Here is a 16,424-nt window from a genome sequence, read left to right as displayed (position 1 = left end):
AAAGGGTGTGAGAATCATTGAATGAACCATTGTTGAAAGTTAAGGAATTGAAAACTCATTTTCAAACAGAACGGGGATGGGTAACGGCCGTTGATGGGATTTCGTTTCATATTGACGAAGGAGAGATACTCGGCGTTGTGGGAGAATCCGGCTGTGGTAAAAGTGTTACCTCGCAGTCCATTTTACGACTTTTTGATGAAAAATACACAGCTCAATATGATGGTCAAATTCTATTTAATGGAGAAGATCTCGCTACAAATTCCGTTAAATGAGATGCAACATATTCGCGGAAATGACATTTCCATGATCTTTCAAGATCCATCTAGCTCACTGAATCCCGTTTACACGATTGGTGGGCAAGTAGCTGAATCGATTATGCTACATAATAATGTTTCAAAAGCAGAAGCAATTGAAAAGGCCGTTGCCTTATTGGCGATGACGGGAATTCCTTCTCCTGAAAAAAGAGCAAATGAATATCCCCATCAATTGTCTGGTGGGATGTTACAGCGGGTAATGATCGCAACTGCATTAGCTTGTGAGCCCCAACTTCTAATCGCAGACGAACCAACAACTGCTTTGGATGTGACGATACAAGCGCAAATATTAGATTTGATTAGTGACTTAAATGAGAAATTAAATATGGGTGTGATGTTAATTACCCATGATTTAGGTGTAGTTGCTCAAATGTGTACACGAGTGGTCGTTATGTATCTCGGTCAAATCGTTGAAGAAGCGGAAGTAAATGCTCTTTTTTCGAATCCTTTACACCCATATACAAAAGGGTTGCTTCAATCGATGCCACATTTAGAAGGACCGCGTTCAGAAAAACTTCACGTGATTGAAGGTTCTGTTCCTTCATTAAATAATGTACCTCAAGGATGTCGATTTGCTCCACGTTGTCTTTTTGCTGACGAAACCTGTTTAAAAAAAGCACCAGTACTTGAAGATATTGGTGGAGGTCAATTAGTCAGATGTTGGCATGCCCAAAAAATTAAAGAGGAAGAGGAGGGAGCATATGTTGCAACATGATAACCAATCTACTAGTTCTTTATTAGAGGTTCAAGGGCTAAAGAAGTATTATTTTATGAATGGGTCTTTAGGCAAACTAGGCGGGGTAAAGGGAACTGTTAAAGCTGTCAATGAAGTCTCCCTCTCACTCTATCAAAATGAGACTTATGGATTAGTAGGTGAATCTGGCTGTGGGAAAAGTACATTAGGACGAACAATATTAAAATTAATTGAGCCTACAGATGGAAAGGTGATCTACAATGGCGAGGATATTTTACAGTTAAATCGTAATGACCTACGCCCCTTTAGAAAAGAATTACAAATGGTATTCCAAGATCCGTATACTTCCTTAAATCCAAGGAAGAGAGTTGGACAGATTTTAGAGGAACCGTTGGCGATCCATAATATTGGCGAGAGAAAAGATCGAACAGACATGGTCATGGATATTTTGCGGAAGGTGGGGCTACAAGTAGACCATTATTATCGCTACCCACACGAGCTCTCAGGTGGACAACGACAACGTATCGGGATAGCAAGAGCTTTAGTGGTGAACCCGAAGGTCATTATATTAGATGAACCAGTTTCTGCACTTGATGTATCAATCCAATCACAAATCATCAATTTACTAGAGGAAATCCAGGCAGAATTTAATTTATCATACCTTTTTATTGCACATGATATGAGTGTCGTCCGCCATATTTCTGATCGAATAGGGGTTATGTATCTAGGAAATCTAGTAGAGGAAGGCCCGAATGAGCTCTTATTTGAAGAACCTTTACATCCTTATACAAAGGCACTATTATCAGCTGTTCCTGTAGCGAATCCAAAATTAAAAAGGGAACGGATTATGCTAAAAGGAGAAATTCCATCGCCTTTTAATCCTCCATCTGGTTGTTCCTTCCATACAAGATGCCCTTTTGCTATGGATAAATGCAAGACCGAAACTCCAGTAAAGGTAGAAGTTTCAACCAAGCATTTTGTTTCGTGTCACTTGTACGAGTAACGATGAAGAAGATTTCAGTCAGATAGGATCATAAAAAAGCTTTGCTATGTTAACCCAAAAATAGCAAAGCTTTTTTATGTAAAATTTAAACTCAATTAGATAATTTTTGAGTGAGTAACATAATCGACAAATTCCTTTACTACGGATAAATCGAGTGATTTTTCACGATAATTCATCCAAGTATTCCGAATTAATGTTTCATCCTCATACTCAAGATTATAGGTTGTAAATGGACTTTCTGATGGCAAACATATTTCTGGAATAATGGCATAACCTAAACCAAGCTTTACCATCTCCTTACAAGTCTCAATTTTATCTACTTTCATGTAATGATGAGGCGAATCAGTAAAGGTTTGATACCACCAGGTTTCGATCATTTGCTTGAATAAAGGATCCATTTTATAATTGATTCTTGGTAGGTTGGGGAGATCTTCTATATGCAGCTCCCGATGAGAAATGATCGAAATTCCTTCTTGATATAATTTATGACTTAATTCATCCCAATTGTACTCGCCTCTAACAATCCCAATTTGAACATCGTCGTGTTTAAGCATATGGAAGACTTCGGAGCTATATCCTGTCTTGATGTTTACCTGTACATGAGGGTAATTTGATAGGAACCCTTTTAGCAACATCGGTAATTTATATTGAGCAAAGGTGCTGCTCACCCCTATTCGTAAAGTACCTTTGATTGCCCCTCCTAAATCAAGAATATGATCTTTGGTCTGCCTTAGCTCTTCGATCATTTTTCTTGCATATTTAACCAAATATTCTCCTTCATCCGTAAACTTTACCCCTTTTTTATTACGTATCAATATTTTTACCCCAAACTCATATTCTAGTTGTTGGAGACGATAAGTAATTGCAGGCTGAGAACTGTAAAGTCTTTCGGCAGTCTTCGTAATATTTCCTTCCTCATAAAGTGCGTCTAGTATAATCCAATCTTTGGAATCCACATGCTCTACCCCTTTATAATAGAAAATCTTTTTATATTTATACGTATTATAGTATAAAAAAATCTTATTATAAGATAAAAAGATTTGAATTTTATAAATATTAAAAATAATTATATGATTAAGTTAGTAGAAAAGTCCAGTTATTTATACTGGCTAAATGTGTTCGAGTAGATTACAAAAAAGGAATGGAGGAGGAGTATTGATGATTACGACAGACTTATCCGTTGATAAAGAGAAGATTGTTGCAATAGTTGATCAACTAGACAGTGAGTTGAGGGAACTTGCTTTAAGAATTCATTCTAATCCGGAGCTTGCCTTTTATGAATTTAAAGCGTCTGAATGGCTTTCAGAGAAACTAGAAGAAGAGGGTTTTATAGTAGAGCGGGGTGTGGCCGGTCTTCAAACTGCTTTTATTGCGACATGGGAGGGAAGTGCGGGTGGACCAACCATTGGAATACTAGCAGAATATGATGCCTTACCTGGCCTTGGACATGCTTGTGGACATAATATCATCGGGACATCTGCTATTGGAGCAGCACTGGCGTTAAAAGGAGCTTTTCCAGAGCTTCCAGGAAAGATTAAAGTAATTGGAACTCCAGCCGAGGAAGATGGTGGAGGAAAGGTCATCATGTGTGAAAAAGGAATATTTGATGATCTTGATGCTGCGATGATGACTCACCCATCTAGAAAAACGATGGTTGTTCGAGGAGCGCTTGCTTGTGTGACATCTATATTCAAATTTTATGGGAAAGAATCCCATGCTGCTGGTTCACCAGAAAAGGGCATTAGTGCGTTAGAGGCCCTGTTAAATAGCTATAATACGATTAATAGTTTGCGGCAATTTTTCACTGATGATGTGCGAATTCATGGAATTATTACAAACGGTGGGCAAGCAGCCAATATTGTTCCTGGTTATTGTGAGGCAAAGTTTATGATACGAGCATCGACTAGAAGTGAACTAGAAGGAGTGAAGGAAAAAGTATATCGGGCTGTTAGGAATTCTTCCGAAGCAGTTGGAGCGACCTGTGAAATTATTGAAGGAGTCACATATGCTGAACGAAATAATAATGTCGCATTGGCAAATCTTTATAAAGCTAATTTACTTTCGATGGGAGTTGAAGTAAATGATCCACCGAAAAAAGGTGGAGTTGGTTCTTCTGATATCGGAAATGTCGGACAGGTGACAGCTACCATTCACCCTTATATTCGAATCGGTGAAGGTGGCGGTCATACTCCAGAGTTTGCAGAGGATTCTAAATCTGAATTAGGGATGCTCGGCTTAAACCATGCTGCAAAAGCGATGGCAATGACTACATATGAATTATGTATGAAACCAGAAGCATTAAAAAGGGTTCGAATAGAATTTGAAGAATGGAAGAAAATTAGCGAAGAATAATCTTGAAATCCAGAAATTTCTACGAAGTGGAACACGTTAGTGTGAACCTCTCCCTTGTACAATAGAAGTGCTTCTTGTTTAGATGGTGTTAGCACTTTTATTGTACACCTCACTACGACTATCTTTCCTCTCAATAAAATATTATTTTAAAATAACTTTTCTTAAAAACTACTAAATTATTCTAATATCTAATTTTATGAAATGAGATTAAAAGATTTTTGCACGTGTGCAATAATGTGAAAATGAGTAAATCCCTTTAATTTGTAAGCGTTACCTTAATACGGTGGTAATAGGAACTACGAACTAATTAAAACTTAAAGGGGGGACTATAGTTACATTAAAATAGCAAATAATAAAAACCTTGTTATAAAATATTACAAAAATTTAGACAATTATATTTTTTCAGTATATCCTTAACATATACAATTTTAATAAGATAAAGCGTTAAATTGAAAAAATATAAAAGGAGTGAGAGCCATGGACAAATTGCTGACATTTGTGGCAACAGGGGATAGTTTTATCACAAGGAGAGTGCCACCTGGTAACAAGGGCTTTACTGGAATTGCTACACTCATTCATAACGCAGAAGTTCGGTTTACGAATTTTGAAGTCACCGCACATAATTATGAAGGGTATCCTGGAGCAGTTAGTGGAGGTACTTGGGCAAGAACTTCACCGGATGTGCTAGAGGATATTAGAAATTATGGATTTAATCTAATTGCTTGGGCTAACAATCATACGCTTGATTATACATACGGTGGACTTGAAGCAACTGAGAGGTATTTGAATCAATATGGATTTGTTCATGCAGGTGTCGGAAGTAATTTAGCTTTTGCTAGTGAACCGAAATATTTAGAGACAAGTTCAGGTAGAGTTGCGTTGATTGCAGCAACATCTTCCTTCCATGAAACCCATATTGCCGGAGACCAACGTCCAGATATGATGGGAAGGCCAGGAATTAACCCACTTCGCTACCAAAGTATTCATAAAATTTCAGCTGAAAAACTAGCTCAATTAAAGGAAATTGCTGATGCAGTTGATATTAATGCCGGAGAAAATTTGAAAATTAAAGAGGGTTTTCAACTTCCAAGAACAGATGAATTATATTCCTTTGGAAAATATCTCTTTCAGGTAGATGATGATGAGGGTCAAGTAACGATACCGAATGAAAGAGATATGAACCGGATACGAAACGCCATTTCTGAAGCAAAACGACAGGCTGATTATGTTTTAGTTAGTATTCATGCTCACGAAATGAAAGGAGAAAGAAAAGACCTTCCTGCTGAATTTTTAGAAACCTTCTCAAGAGCGTGTATTGATGAGGGAGCACATGCGGTGATCGGTCATGGCCCCCACATTGTGAGGGGAATTGAAATCTATAAATCTAAGCCAATTTTTTATAGCTTAGGAAACTTTATTTTCCAAAACGATACAGTAACCCATTTACCAGCCGATTTTTATGAAAAATACAACTTGGATCATACAAACAATATTGCAGATGCTTTGGATAAAAGAAGTAGAAACAACACGGCTGGTTTCAGTACATTAGAAAACATCTGGTTATCTTTCATTCCTACTTGGAAAATGAAAGATGGTGAGTTAGAAGAGATCCTTCTTTACCCAATTGAATTAGGTTTTAAGGAACCAAGGTCAAGAAGAGGGTTGCCTGCATTCGATAATCGAACAGTCGTATTGGAGAAACTACAGGAACTCTCTGAACCATATGGTACAAAAATTGAAATTGAGGAAGGCATTGGTCGAATTTATGTGAAAGATTTAATCAAAAGCTAGTCTTGTATTTACCCAAAAAGGAGTGGAATGAATGATGACAGAGGAAGAAGAATTACTAGCGTATTTAGAAGTGAAATCTGCTTATCAATCACAGTCGATCCCAGGGAAAAATAAATTTACCTTTATTGCAAAACTAACTGGCATCCCTCAAGTTTGGACATTAAATGAAAAAAAAGAACCGATCCAATATGTTGAATTACCAGATCGTGTACTGAGCATCGCTCATTCACCAAATGGCAGAATGGCACTAATAGGCACGGATTATAAAGGAAATGAAAAACAACAGCTATCCCTTTTTTCTGTCGAAGATTCGAAAATAGAGGAATTAGTATTTTCAAAAGACCATTTTCATTATCCAGGTGGCTGGTCCCCGGATGGGGAAAAAATCTCATATTCTAGCAATCGAAGAGGTCCTAGCTATTTTGATGTGTTTGTCGTTGATATTCAGACGAATGAAACAGAAGTTGTTTTTCAATCAGATGAATTTTGTACTCCTGTAAAGTGGATTGATTCTATGCATCTATTAATTACAATCCGAGAGACGAATATCGATAGTTCATTTTACATGATTAATCTACAAAGTAAGGAAAAAATTAGAATTGGAAACGAGCATCCTTTAGCTCGCTATCAGTCTTTAGAATGTACGAAAAATAGAAAATTAGCTTACCTATTAACTGATTTTGGAGAAGAGGTCCTATGTTTAAGTAAGGTTTCTATGGAAAAGCCTGAACTTATTGAGAAATTGGTTTCTTTTGAAAACTGGGATATTGAAGAAATTAAGCTTTCTCCAAGCGAGGAGATAATCGTTTTATCGGTAAATGAAGGTGGCATTTCTCAATTATATTTATATAATTTGCAATTTCAAGCTTTAGAGAAAGTGAGTGGTTATCCAAAAGGGGTGATAGAATCACTCTCTTGGTTAAATCATAATCAGCTCATCTTTACACTTAAATCTCCTCAGCTACCAGGGGATATTTGGGAATTTAAAATGACAGAAAACAAGGTTGAGAGGTTAACGTTTTTTGGTCAATCGGAAAAGGTTGGAAACTATTGGGTTGAACCAAAGCTCTGTTCGTTTCGGTCATTCGATGAACTCGAGATTCCTTATTTTTATTACGGACAAAAACAACAATCACCAAGCGAGAAACCAGCCATCCTCTACGTTCACGGTGGCCCTGAGAGCCAATCAAGAGCAGAGTATCATCCAGTTATCCAATATTTAGTGAAACAAGGTTTTGCAGTTGCTGTACCAAACGTCCGTGGTAGTAATGGCTATGGAAGAAGCTACTTGCAAATGGATGACGGTAGAAAACGAATGGACTCAGTGAAAGACTTAGCAGAACTTGTTGAGGATTTGATTTTTACACATAGAGTAGATCGAAAGAAAATCGGGATTATGGGGCGAAGCTACGGTGGTTTTATGGTTTTGGCAGCACTTACCCACTTCCCAAAATTATGGGCAGCTGGAGTAGATATTGTAGGAATATCGAATTTTAAAACGATGTTGAAAAATACAGGAGCTTGGAGACGGAGATTGAGAGAATGTGAATACGGTTCATTAGAAGAATTAAGTGAGTTTTTTGATGAAATCGCACCATTACATCACTCTGAAAAAATTACTGCTCCACTATTTGTCTTTCATGGACGCAATGATACTCGAGTTCCGATAAGTGAAGCTGAACAATTGATTAGCGAAATGAAAGAACGGAAGCAAGAGGTTGATTTTATCTTTTTTGAAGATGAGGGTCATCAAACGGAGAAGATTGAAAACCATATTACGATGAATCAAAAAACGATTGAATTCTTTAAAAAACATCTTGTCAATACGGAAATGGCAGCTGATTAGAATGATGGAACACAGTTGAATAGGCATAAGCCAAGCCCAATTAAATGAATGGAGGAATGAAAAATATGGAGATTGAAACGAAAGAGAAAGAAGTGTTTATTTCAAGTGTAGTGGAAGCTGTTTATAAAGAGTTATTGAGTAATGACAAAGTAAAAAAGGGATTAGCATTTTTAGAAGCAGACAATGAATTTACGGCAAAAGAACAAACAGAGATCACAGAAATTCCCGCCCCAACCTTTCAAGAAGAAGTGAGAGGGGGGGATTTCAAAAAACGATTAGAAGCACTTGGAATTCAGAATATATCAGTTGATGAGGTAGGGAATGTTTTTGGTGTCCGTCCTGGCACAGGAAAGGAGCCGAAATTAGTAGTCTGTGGTCATTTAGATACCGTATTTCCTGAAGGCACGGATGTGAAGGCGAAGATAAAGGATGGCATCATTTATGCTCCGGGAATTGGTGATGATGGAAGAGGATTGGCATCCGTGCTTACGTTAATTAGAAGCTTAAATCATGCAAATATCCAAACCGTAGGAGATATCATCATTGGAGCGAATGTGGGGGAAGAAGGCTTAGGAGATTTACGAGGCATGAAGGCTCTTTTCAAAAATCGTAAAGATATTGATGGTTTTATTTCCATTGAACCTGGAAGTCCAGAAAGAACGACATATTTAGGAGTTGGCAGTAAGCGATATAGTATTACATTCAAAGGTCCAGGAGGTCATAGCTATGGTGCCTTTGGAACTCCGAGCCCCACTCATGCTCTAACACGTGCAGGTGCTAAAATAGCTGATCTTCAAGTGCCGAATGAGCCGAAAACGACTTTTAATATCGGTTTGATTAGTGGAGGTACGTCTGTCAATACGATTTCAGAAACGGCCAATATGGTAATCGATCTACGTTCCTCTTCACAAGAACAACTTCTGAGCCTTGAAAGCACTGTGTTGGCGATTTTAAATGAGGCTGCTGAAGAGGAGAATAAGCGATGGAATACGGATGTCATTAAGGTAGAAATAAAATTGGTTGGTGATCGTCCCGCTGGTTCACAAAGTGTAGAATCAATGGCGGTTCAAGCATCTCTTGCAGCAACGAAAGGACTAGGTTTTGAACCAATTCTTGCACCAGCCGGTAGTACGGACTCTAATGTCCCTATTAATCTAGGAATTCCAGCGGTTACGCTCGGAGGGGGAGGAGAAACAGGTGGAACGCACACTCTAGATGAATGGTTTAATCCGAAAGATGCGTTTTATGGAGTCCAGAAAATTCTTTTAACCATTCTTGGTCTTGTCGGTGTGACTGAGTGTACGGAGCCTTTATTAGAGATAAGGGGAGAGTAAAATCTCCTCTTAAAAATCAAGGAGTGGTGTTAGAAATGGAAAAAGTCTATCAATATATTGAGGAACATAAAGAAAAGTACTTAAATTGGTTGATTGAAATTTGTAAACAACCAAGTGTTTCTGCTCAAAATCGAGGGATTAAAGAAACGGTTACTTTAGTAGAAAATCATTTGAAAGATTTATCTGCTAGCGTCGAACAAGTTCCCACTTCAGGGAACCCTGTTGTCTATGGGGAACTGGATTACGAGAAAGAGAAGACATTATCTTTTTACAATCATTACGATGTACAGCCAGAAGACCCATTAGAACAATGGGGAAGCCCACCTTTTTCTCCAGAAATACGAGATGGGAAGCTATATGCACGTGGTGTTGCGGATAACAAAGGGACATTATTATCTCGTATTTGTGCCGTTCATGCTTACCAACAGGTATACGGTGAATTGCCGATTAATGTGAAATTCATTGTTGAGGGAGAGGAAGAAATCGGCAGTCCTCATTTAGAAGACTTTGCAGACCATCATCTCAATAAAGTGAGAGCTGATGGCATCATTTGGGAGAATGGCTATAAAACGATTGATAATAAATTTCAGCTTACATTAGGTTGTAAAGGTATGCTCTATATCGAATTGCATGCAAAAGGAGCTAATACTGATTTACATTCTGCCAAAGCAGCTATTGTAAAAAATCCGGCTTGGCGTTTAGTTTGGGCATTAAGTACATTGAAAAATGAAAAAGAAGAAATCCTAATTGATGGGTTCTATGATCAAGTAGCAGAAATGGCCCCTGCAGAAAAAGAATTATTGGAAAAAATGGATTATAAAGAACAAGAAATGTTGGATTTGCTTGGTCTAGATAGCTTCGTGAATAATCTTTCAGGACTGGCACTTAAAGAAAAATTGATCTTTAAGCCTACTTGCACCATTTGTGGGATTGAGTCTGGTTACATTGATCAAGGAGCGAAGACCGTTCTTCCCTCTGTTGCCAAAGCAAAAATTGATTTCCGTTTAGTTGCCAAGCAAGCCCCAGATGAAATTCTAGAATTACTTAGGAAACATTTAGATTCACATGGATTTACCGATATCGACATTGTCACATTGAAAGGTCAGAGAGCAGGAAAGACTGATTTGCAGGACCCACTTGTAAAATGTCTTGTCGACAGCGCTACAACCTTTTTCCAAGAAGAGCCACAGGTCGTACCATCTCAAGCTGGTACTGGCCCAATGTATAAACTCTGCCAAAAGTTTGGGATACCTTCAGTAGGATTTGGGGTTGGCCATGCACAATCTCAAAATCATGCGCCAAATGAAAGCATTTATGTGGATGACTTCATTGAAGGGATTAAATTTGCTGCACTAGTGATCCATAATTTTCAATACAATTCAGCTAAAGAAGAAACCTTATCTATTTAACGGATGAAAAATCTGAAAAATACAATTTTTTCTGTCTTCGATCTTGAATCGAGGTATAAAAGGGGGAACTATTCAATGTCCAGCAAGTCGACGCTGAAATTTATGCATCTTCTACTCATTTGTGTATTTATTATTTCAGGTTGCAGCAATGGAGCAACCTCAAGTGAAGTAGAGGGGACTACATCATCAGAATCACCATCAACTACTAATAATGATAATGATAGTAGAACATTAACGATTGCACACGGAAGTGATATGCAAACAACAGATATCCATAATCATTCCCATACACTTACAGAATCCATACATATCAACATGGTCAATTATTTGGTGAAAAATGAGGGAGATGCAGGATTTGTCCCAGATTTAGCGACAGAATGGAAAACACTAGATGATGAAACATGGGAATTTAAATTAAGGGAAGGTGTAACTTTCCATAACGGAGAGGAATTTACAGCAGAAGATGTGGAGTACACACTCGAAAGAATTGCTAAGGATCCATCTTTGCAAAACCATTCGCAATACCGTCAAATAGTGGACGTAGAAGTCATCGATGATTACACAGTACAAATTCATACAGATGGACCACAACCAGCCATGCTTAATCGCCTTTCGCGTTCTTCATCAGGAATGATGCCAAAAGACTATATTGATGAAGTAGGGTTGGAAGGTTATATTGAGCACCCGATTGGGACTGGACCTTATAAATTTGTCGAATGGGTTCGTGATGATCGAGTGGTTTTAGAAAAATATGAGGATTACTGGAATAAAGAATATGAGTCTGATTGGGATCAATTAGTTTTCAGAAGCATCCCAGAAAATTCAACACGTGTAGCAGAGGTTCTAACGGGAAATGTGGATATTGCAACCAATATACCTCCTGCAGATTGGGACCGAGTCAATCAAAGTGATGGTGCAGCAATCATCTCTGGAGAAACGAACAGAACGATGATGCTTACGCTTCGCCTCACTGAAGGGTATCCAACGAGTGATTTACGCGTCCGTCAGGCAATTGACTATGCAATTGAAGATAAGGGGTTAATTGATTATGTAATGGGTGGTTCAGGTACTCCAAAACTAAATAGAGAAAATCCAGGCACGTTTGGATTTAGTGGTGATTTTCATGACAAGTACAATTATGACCCAGAAAAAGCAAAGGAATTATTGGCTGAAGCTGGTTATGCGGATGGGGTAAAGATCAAATTTCATGCTACAAATGGTCGTTACTTACAAGATCGTGAAATGGCAGAAGTAATTGTTGGGATGTTAGCTGAGGTTGGAATTACCGCTGAGTTAGAATTCATGGAGTGGAGTGCCTTCACTGAAATGCGTGAAGCTGATAAAAACGAAGAAATGTATTTAATTGGACTTGCATCTTCATTATTTGATTCTGCTCAAGGTCTTGATGCATATGGTTCTTGGCAAACCGAAGGGCATACGGATTACTATAATGAAGAGGTTGATGAACTTTTAACAGCAGCTGAAATTAATATGGATCCGGAGTCTCGTGCAGAACAATATTATCGAGTACAAGAAATTGCAGCTGAAGAATTACCATACATTTATTTATTTCAGGTTGATAACTTCTACGCCGTTAGTGACCGGATAAGTTTTATACCAAGGTTAAATGAGATGTGGATGGTAGAAGAAATTAAAATGAAATAATTATGTTGAATCTGGGAGAAATCGGTGTTTTCCCAGATTCTTAATAAAGAGGTGAGCAAATGAAAAAGTATTTTATGCGTAGAGTCCTACAAATCATCCCTGTTTTAATTATCATTTCTTTCATTGTTTTTTGTTTACTATATGTGGCTGGTGATCCAGTCTCACTCATGCTACCTGAAGATGCGACACAAGAAGATATTGATAATCTACGTGAAGCGTTAGGGTTAGATCGTCCATTTATCGTGCAATATGGAACCTTTGTAATAAATATGTTTACGTTCGACTTTGGTGATTCTTATCGCTATAACGCAGAGGCTCTTCCAATTGTCTTAGAAAGATTACCAGCGACGTTAAGTCTAGCATTAACTTCAATGATTGTTGCGATCATTATAGCGATACCTCTTGGAATTTGGTCTGCAACAAAGAGAAATTCATTCTTAGACCTATTTGCAACTGGTGCATCTGTCTTAGGGAAAGCTTTACCTAATTTTTGGTTAGGGATCATGTTAATCCTTGTCTTTTCAGTGATGTGGCAAATTTTTCCTGTTTCAGGAACAGGAACATGGCTACACTTTGTCTTACCTTCTATAACATTGGGAACAGCCAGCGCTGCTGAAATAACTAGACTTGTTCGTTCTAATATGGTTGAGATACTCGGTCAGGAGTATATAAAAACTGCAAAAAGCAAAGGCTTAAATAATTCAATCGTCGTTTATAAGCATGCGTTTCGAAATTCTTTAGTTCCTGTCATAACAATTGTATTTTTACAAATTTCCTCATTAGTAAGTGGTGCTTTGATTACAGAGGTCGTTTTTTCATGGCCCGGCTTAGGTCAGCTTCTTATTCAGGCTGTCAATGCAAGGGATATGGCCATTGTCCAGGCAGCAGTATTTGTTATTTCATTTATGATTATTGGTTTAAATCTACTCGCCGATATATTGTACCATCTTCTGGATCCACGGGTTCAATATAACTAAGGAGGTATTAAGATGGCAGTAAATTCTCAAGTGGGAAGCACAGCGCTTCCAAGAACAAGGAGTAAGGCGAAGAACCGAAATAAGGAGTTTATGAGAGGGGTGAAGCTTCTCTTAGCTAGTAAAACAGGAACATGTGGTTTTATTATTACAACATTTGTTATATTAACTGCAATTTTTGCGCAACAATTGGCACCATATGATCCTAACGAACAAAATTACACAAGTATGAATACTCCTCCTATGTGGCTTGAAGGAGGTTCAAGTTCTCATATATTAGGTACAGACAATTTAGGAAGAGATATTATAAGTCGAGTGATATACGGTTCACAAGTTTCCTTAATTGTTGGGTTAGTTGCCGTTATTATTGCCGGCGCGATAGGTCTTTGGTTAGGTTTAATTGCAGGATATTTTGGTGGTTGGATAGATAATATGATTATGAGGTTAGTAGATGCATTCCTAGCGATTCCTAACATTTTGTTTTTACTAGTCATATTAGGAGTTATTGGTCCTGGGCTTTCAACCATTATTATCGTTATCGGGTTAACTGCCTGGGTATCATATGCACGTCTTGTCCGGAGTGAAGTGTTAACGATAAAAGAGCGAGAATTCGTCAAAGCGGCTAGAACGATTGGAACAAGTGATTTTACGATTATTAGGCAACATATTCTGCCAAATGTGTTTTCTTCTTTTATCGTAATTACAACATTGAGTGTAGCTTCGATTATCATTTTAGAAGCTTCATTAAGCTATCTAGGTCTTGGAATACAGCCACCAGCGGTTTCTTGGGGTGGAATGCTAACAGCGGGTCGTGATTATTTAGCAACGAGTTGGTGGATTGCGACTTTTCCTGGTTTAGCGATCACGATAACAGTCCTTGGCATTATCTTTTTAGGAGACTGGTTACGAGATGTTCTTGATCCACGTACATCAAATCGAAAATGATAGAAATGACGTATAGGAACAATTTGATAAGTAAAGAGGAGGTTGAATATGAGCCAAAGTGAAAGGTTGCTAGAAATAAATGAGTTGAGAACTTATTTCCATACAGAACGGGGAGTGATTAAATCAGTTGATGGAGTTTCTTTTTCAGTTAAAAAAGGAGAAAAAGTGGCGATTGTCGGTGAATCTGGATGCGGTAAAAGTGTTACCTCGTTTTCAGTCCTTGGTTTAATTGACTTACCTGGAAAAATAGAAGAAGGAGAAATTTTATTTGAGGGAAAAGATTTAGTGAAAATACCGGAAAGAGATATGAGGGATATTCGCGGAAATGAAATTTCAATGATTTTTCAAGAGCCATTGTCTTCATTAAACCCAATTCTTAAAGTCGGTCATCAAATATCAGAAGCCATTGTCTTGCACCAAAAAGTATCAAAAGAGGATGCGAAAAAGAAAAGCATTGAGATGCTAAAAAAAGTAGGAATTCCCCGGGCAGAAAAAGTTTACTCATCCTATCCCCATTCATTAAGTGGGGGGATGAGACAAAGGGTTATGATTGCGATGGCGCTTTCTTGTAATCCAAAACTACTCATTGCGGATGAACCTACTACAGCTCTTGACGTCACGATTCAAGCACAGATTCTTCATTTAATGAAGCAGCTTAGCAAAGAATACCATACTTCAATTATTATTATCACACATGATTTAGGAGTAGTTGCTGAAATTGCGGATAGGGTCATTGTAATGTACTCAGGACAAGTAGTGGAAGAGGCAGATGTATATACTCTTTTTAAAAAACCAAAGCATCCATATACGCAAGGACTCTTGAAAAGCACGCCTCGAATTCATGTGTTAAAGGATGAACTTGAGTCTATAGAAGGAACTGTACCTAACCCATTAAATAGACCTACTGGATGTCAGTTTCAGCCACGGTGTCCATTTGCCACTGAACAATGTGCCGATCAAGAACCTGATCTAATGAGCTATGGGAACGATTTAAAGGTGCGTTGCTGGAATGCCGAAATTCGAGAGGAGGCCATTTAATGATTCAAACGGCCACTTTACTAGAAAATCAAGAGAATAAAGAGGAACAATATCTTCTTGAAATAAGAGACTTGAAAAAATACTTTGATGTTTCAGAGGGGTGGTTCCAAAAAGAAACGACATTCTTAAGAGCTGTGGATGGGATCAATATAAAAGTGAAAAGAGGGGAAACATTAGGAATTGTCGGAGAGTCCGGATGCGGAAAATCAACAACTGGGAATGTTATTATGGGATTATTAGAAGCAACTGAGGGGCAGATCCTCTTTGAAGGAAAAGATATAAGAAAACTGAATAAAAAAGAGATGAAGGAGGTTAAGAAAGATATTCAAATGATCTTTCAAGACCCGTACTCTTCTTTAAATCCTAGAATGAAAGTTTTTGATATTATTGCAGAGCCTTTTAAAACTCATAAGATCGCTTCTGGGAAAGAACTCGAGGAGAAAATAATGGAATTGCTTGAAGTCGTGGGTTTAGATTCCTCCTATGCTTATCGTTATCCGCACGAGTTTAGTGGAGGGCAACGACAAAGAATTGGTATTGCCAGAGCGTTAGCATTAAAACCTAAACTAATTATTTGTGATGAACCAGTCTCAGCATTGGATGTATCGATTCAATCACAAGTATTAAATTTATTGAATGACCTGCAAAAGAAATTTAATCTAACATATATTTTTATTGCTCATGGCCTTCCTGCTGTTAAGCATATCAGCAATCGTATTGCGGTAATGTATTTAGGAAAGGTGGTTGAATTGGCGAGTAAAGATGATCTATTTACGATGCCATTGCATCCTTATACAGAAGGCTTGATTAATGCAATTCCGATACCTGACCCGGTCGGAAGAGATGAAAAATTGCAGGTCATTTTGGAGGGGGATTTACCTAGCCCCGTTAATCCTCCTTCAGGCTGTCATTTTCACACACGCTGTCCTTATGCTACAAAAAAATGTCAAACGGACTACCCAGATTTAGTTGAGAAATCAGCTGGACATTATGTGGCCTGTCATTTTTCTCTAACCTCTGGTCATGGAATTATACGCTCTTAGAAAAGAAAGGGTGGTG

General features: G+C 38.0%; 12 protein-coding genes and 1 pseudogene. 12 read left to right on the top strand and 1 reads right to left on the bottom strand.

From position 1 onward, the window contains the following. Positions 1-17: 17 nt before the first annotated feature. Positions 18-1,029, top strand: a pseudogene (locus AA0X71_RS13340) (ABC transporter ATP-binding protein). Beyond that, positions 1,016-2,011 carry an ABC transporter ATP-binding protein gene (locus tag AA0X71_RS13335; protein WP_413355796.1) on the top strand — a complete coding sequence of 332 codons (996 nt, stop codon included), beginning with the start codon at positions 1,016-1,018 and terminating at the stop codon, positions 2,009-2,011. The pseudogene AA0X71_RS13340 and the gene AA0X71_RS13335 overlap by 14 nt, the downstream one beginning before the upstream one ends. Positions 2,012-2,106: 95 nt before the next feature. Here the strand turns inward: AA0X71_RS13335 and AA0X71_RS13330 are convergent, their stop codons facing one another. Beyond that, the gene (locus AA0X71_RS13330; protein ID WP_413355795.1) at positions 2,107-2,967 is read right to left on the bottom strand and encodes a LysR family transcriptional regulator; all 861 of its coding nucleotides are present in this window, start codon (positions 2,965-2,967) and stop codon (positions 2,107-2,109) included. A gap of 202 nt (positions 2,968-3,169) precedes the next feature. Here AA0X71_RS13330 and AA0X71_RS13325 point away from each other — a divergent pair, with 202 nt between their 5' ends. The 10 genes from AA0X71_RS13325 to AA0X71_RS13280 all read left to right on the top strand — a co-directional run bounded on the left by AA0X71_RS13325 (position 3,170) and on the right by AA0X71_RS13280 (position 16,408). Further along, positions 3,170-4,363 carry a M20 family metallopeptidase gene (locus AA0X71_RS13325; protein WP_413355794.1) on the top strand — a complete coding sequence of 398 codons (1,194 nt, stop codon included), beginning with the start codon at positions 3,170-3,172 and terminating at the stop codon, positions 4,361-4,363. Positions 4,364-4,840: 477 nt separating this feature from the next. Further along, positions 4,841-6,154 carry a CapA family protein gene (locus AA0X71_RS13320; RefSeq protein ID WP_413355793.1) on the top strand — a complete coding sequence of 438 codons (1,314 nt, stop codon included), beginning with the start codon at positions 4,841-4,843 and terminating at the stop codon, positions 6,152-6,154. 31 nt (positions 6,155-6,185) lie between these two features. Next, entirely contained in the window at positions 6,186-8,000 is a 1,815-nt protein-coding gene (locus AA0X71_RS13315; protein ID WP_413355792.1) for an alpha/beta fold hydrolase, read from the top strand. Positions 8,001-8,065: 65 nt separating this feature from the next. Further along, positions 8,066-9,334, top strand: a complete 1,269-nt coding sequence (locus tag AA0X71_RS13310; protein WP_413355791.1) for a M20/M25/M40 family metallo-hydrolase — start codon at positions 8,066-8,068, stop codon at positions 9,332-9,334. 35 nt (positions 9,335-9,369) lie between these two features. After that, a complete protein-coding gene (locus AA0X71_RS13305; RefSeq protein ID WP_413355790.1) occupies positions 9,370-10,743 on the top strand; it encodes a M20/M25/M40 family metallo-hydrolase in 1,374 nt (457 codons plus the stop codon). Between the two features lie 75 nt (positions 10,744-10,818). Continuing rightward, positions 10,819-12,408 (top strand): ABC transporter substrate-binding protein, encoded by a 1,590-nt coding sequence (locus tag AA0X71_RS13300; RefSeq protein ID WP_413355789.1) that lies wholly within the window; start codon positions 10,819-10,821, stop codon positions 12,406-12,408. A 59-nt stretch (positions 12,409-12,467) separates the two neighbouring features. Beyond that, complete coding sequence (locus AA0X71_RS13295) at positions 12,468-13,385, top strand: ABC transporter permease (protein ID WP_413355788.1); 918 nt, start codon at positions 12,468-12,470, stop codon at positions 13,383-13,385. A 12-nt stretch (positions 13,386-13,397) separates the two neighbouring features. Continuing rightward, a complete protein-coding gene (locus tag AA0X71_RS13290) occupies positions 13,398-14,327 on the top strand; it encodes an ABC transporter permease (protein WP_413355787.1) in 930 nt (309 codons plus the stop codon). A 48-nt stretch (positions 14,328-14,375) separates the two neighbouring features. Beyond that, the gene (locus AA0X71_RS13285; protein ID WP_413355786.1) at positions 14,376-15,365 is read left to right on the top strand and encodes an ABC transporter ATP-binding protein; all 990 of its coding nucleotides are present in this window, start codon (positions 14,376-14,378) and stop codon (positions 15,363-15,365) included. Then, on the top strand, positions 15,365-16,408 hold the full coding sequence (locus tag AA0X71_RS13280) for an ABC transporter ATP-binding protein (protein ID WP_413355785.1): 1,044 nt from the start codon (positions 15,365-15,367) through the stop codon (positions 16,406-16,408). Before AA0X71_RS13285 ends, AA0X71_RS13280 begins: the two co-directional genes overlap by 1 nt. Positions 16,409-16,424: the final 16 nt, after the last annotated feature.

It is taken from the genome of Robertmurraya phoenicis (assembly GCF_047302285.1).
Lineage (GTDB): Bacteria > Bacillota > Bacilli > Bacillales > Cytobacillaceae > Robertmurraya.
Note: the sequence above shows the minus strand (reverse complement) of the source record. Positions and strands in the feature narration are given on the sequence as shown.

What these genes read in the sequence shown, in the direction of transcription:
- AA0X71_RS13300 (WP_413355789.1), top strand. Translation starts at nt 10,819, where the DNA reads ATGTCCAGCAAGTCGACGCTGAAATTTATGCATCTTCTACTCATTTGT.
- AA0X71_RS13320 (WP_413355793.1), top strand. Translation starts at nt 4,841, where the DNA reads ATGGACAAATTGCTGACATTTGTGGCAACAGGGGATAGTTTTATCACA.
- AA0X71_RS13335 (WP_413355796.1), top strand. Translation starts at nt 1,016, where the DNA reads ATGTTGCAACATGATAACCAATCTACTAGTTCTTTATTAGAGGTTCAA.
- AA0X71_RS13305 (WP_413355790.1), top strand. Translation starts at nt 9,370, where the DNA reads ATGGAAAAAGTCTATCAATATATTGAGGAACATAAAGAAAAGTACTTA.
- AA0X71_RS13315 (WP_413355792.1), top strand. Translation starts at nt 6,186, where the DNA reads ATGATGACAGAGGAAGAAGAATTACTAGCGTATTTAGAAGTGAAATCT.
- AA0X71_RS13285 (WP_413355786.1), top strand. Translation starts at nt 14,376, where the DNA reads ATGAGCCAAAGTGAAAGGTTGCTAGAAATAAATGAGTTGAGAACTTAT.
- AA0X71_RS13290 (WP_413355787.1), top strand. Translation starts at nt 13,398, where the DNA reads ATGGCAGTAAATTCTCAAGTGGGAAGCACAGCGCTTCCAAGAACAAGG.
- AA0X71_RS13310 (WP_413355791.1), top strand. Translation starts at nt 8,066, where the DNA reads ATGGAGATTGAAACGAAAGAGAAAGAAGTGTTTATTTCAAGTGTAGTG.
- AA0X71_RS13280 (WP_413355785.1), top strand. Translation starts at nt 15,365, where the DNA reads ATGATTCAAACGGCCACTTTACTAGAAAATCAAGAGAATAAAGAGGAA.
- AA0X71_RS13295 (WP_413355788.1), top strand. Translation starts at nt 12,468, where the DNA reads ATGAAAAAGTATTTTATGCGTAGAGTCCTACAAATCATCCCTGTTTTA.
- AA0X71_RS13325 (WP_413355794.1), top strand. Translation starts at nt 3,170, where the DNA reads ATGATTACGACAGACTTATCCGTTGATAAAGAGAAGATTGTTGCAATA.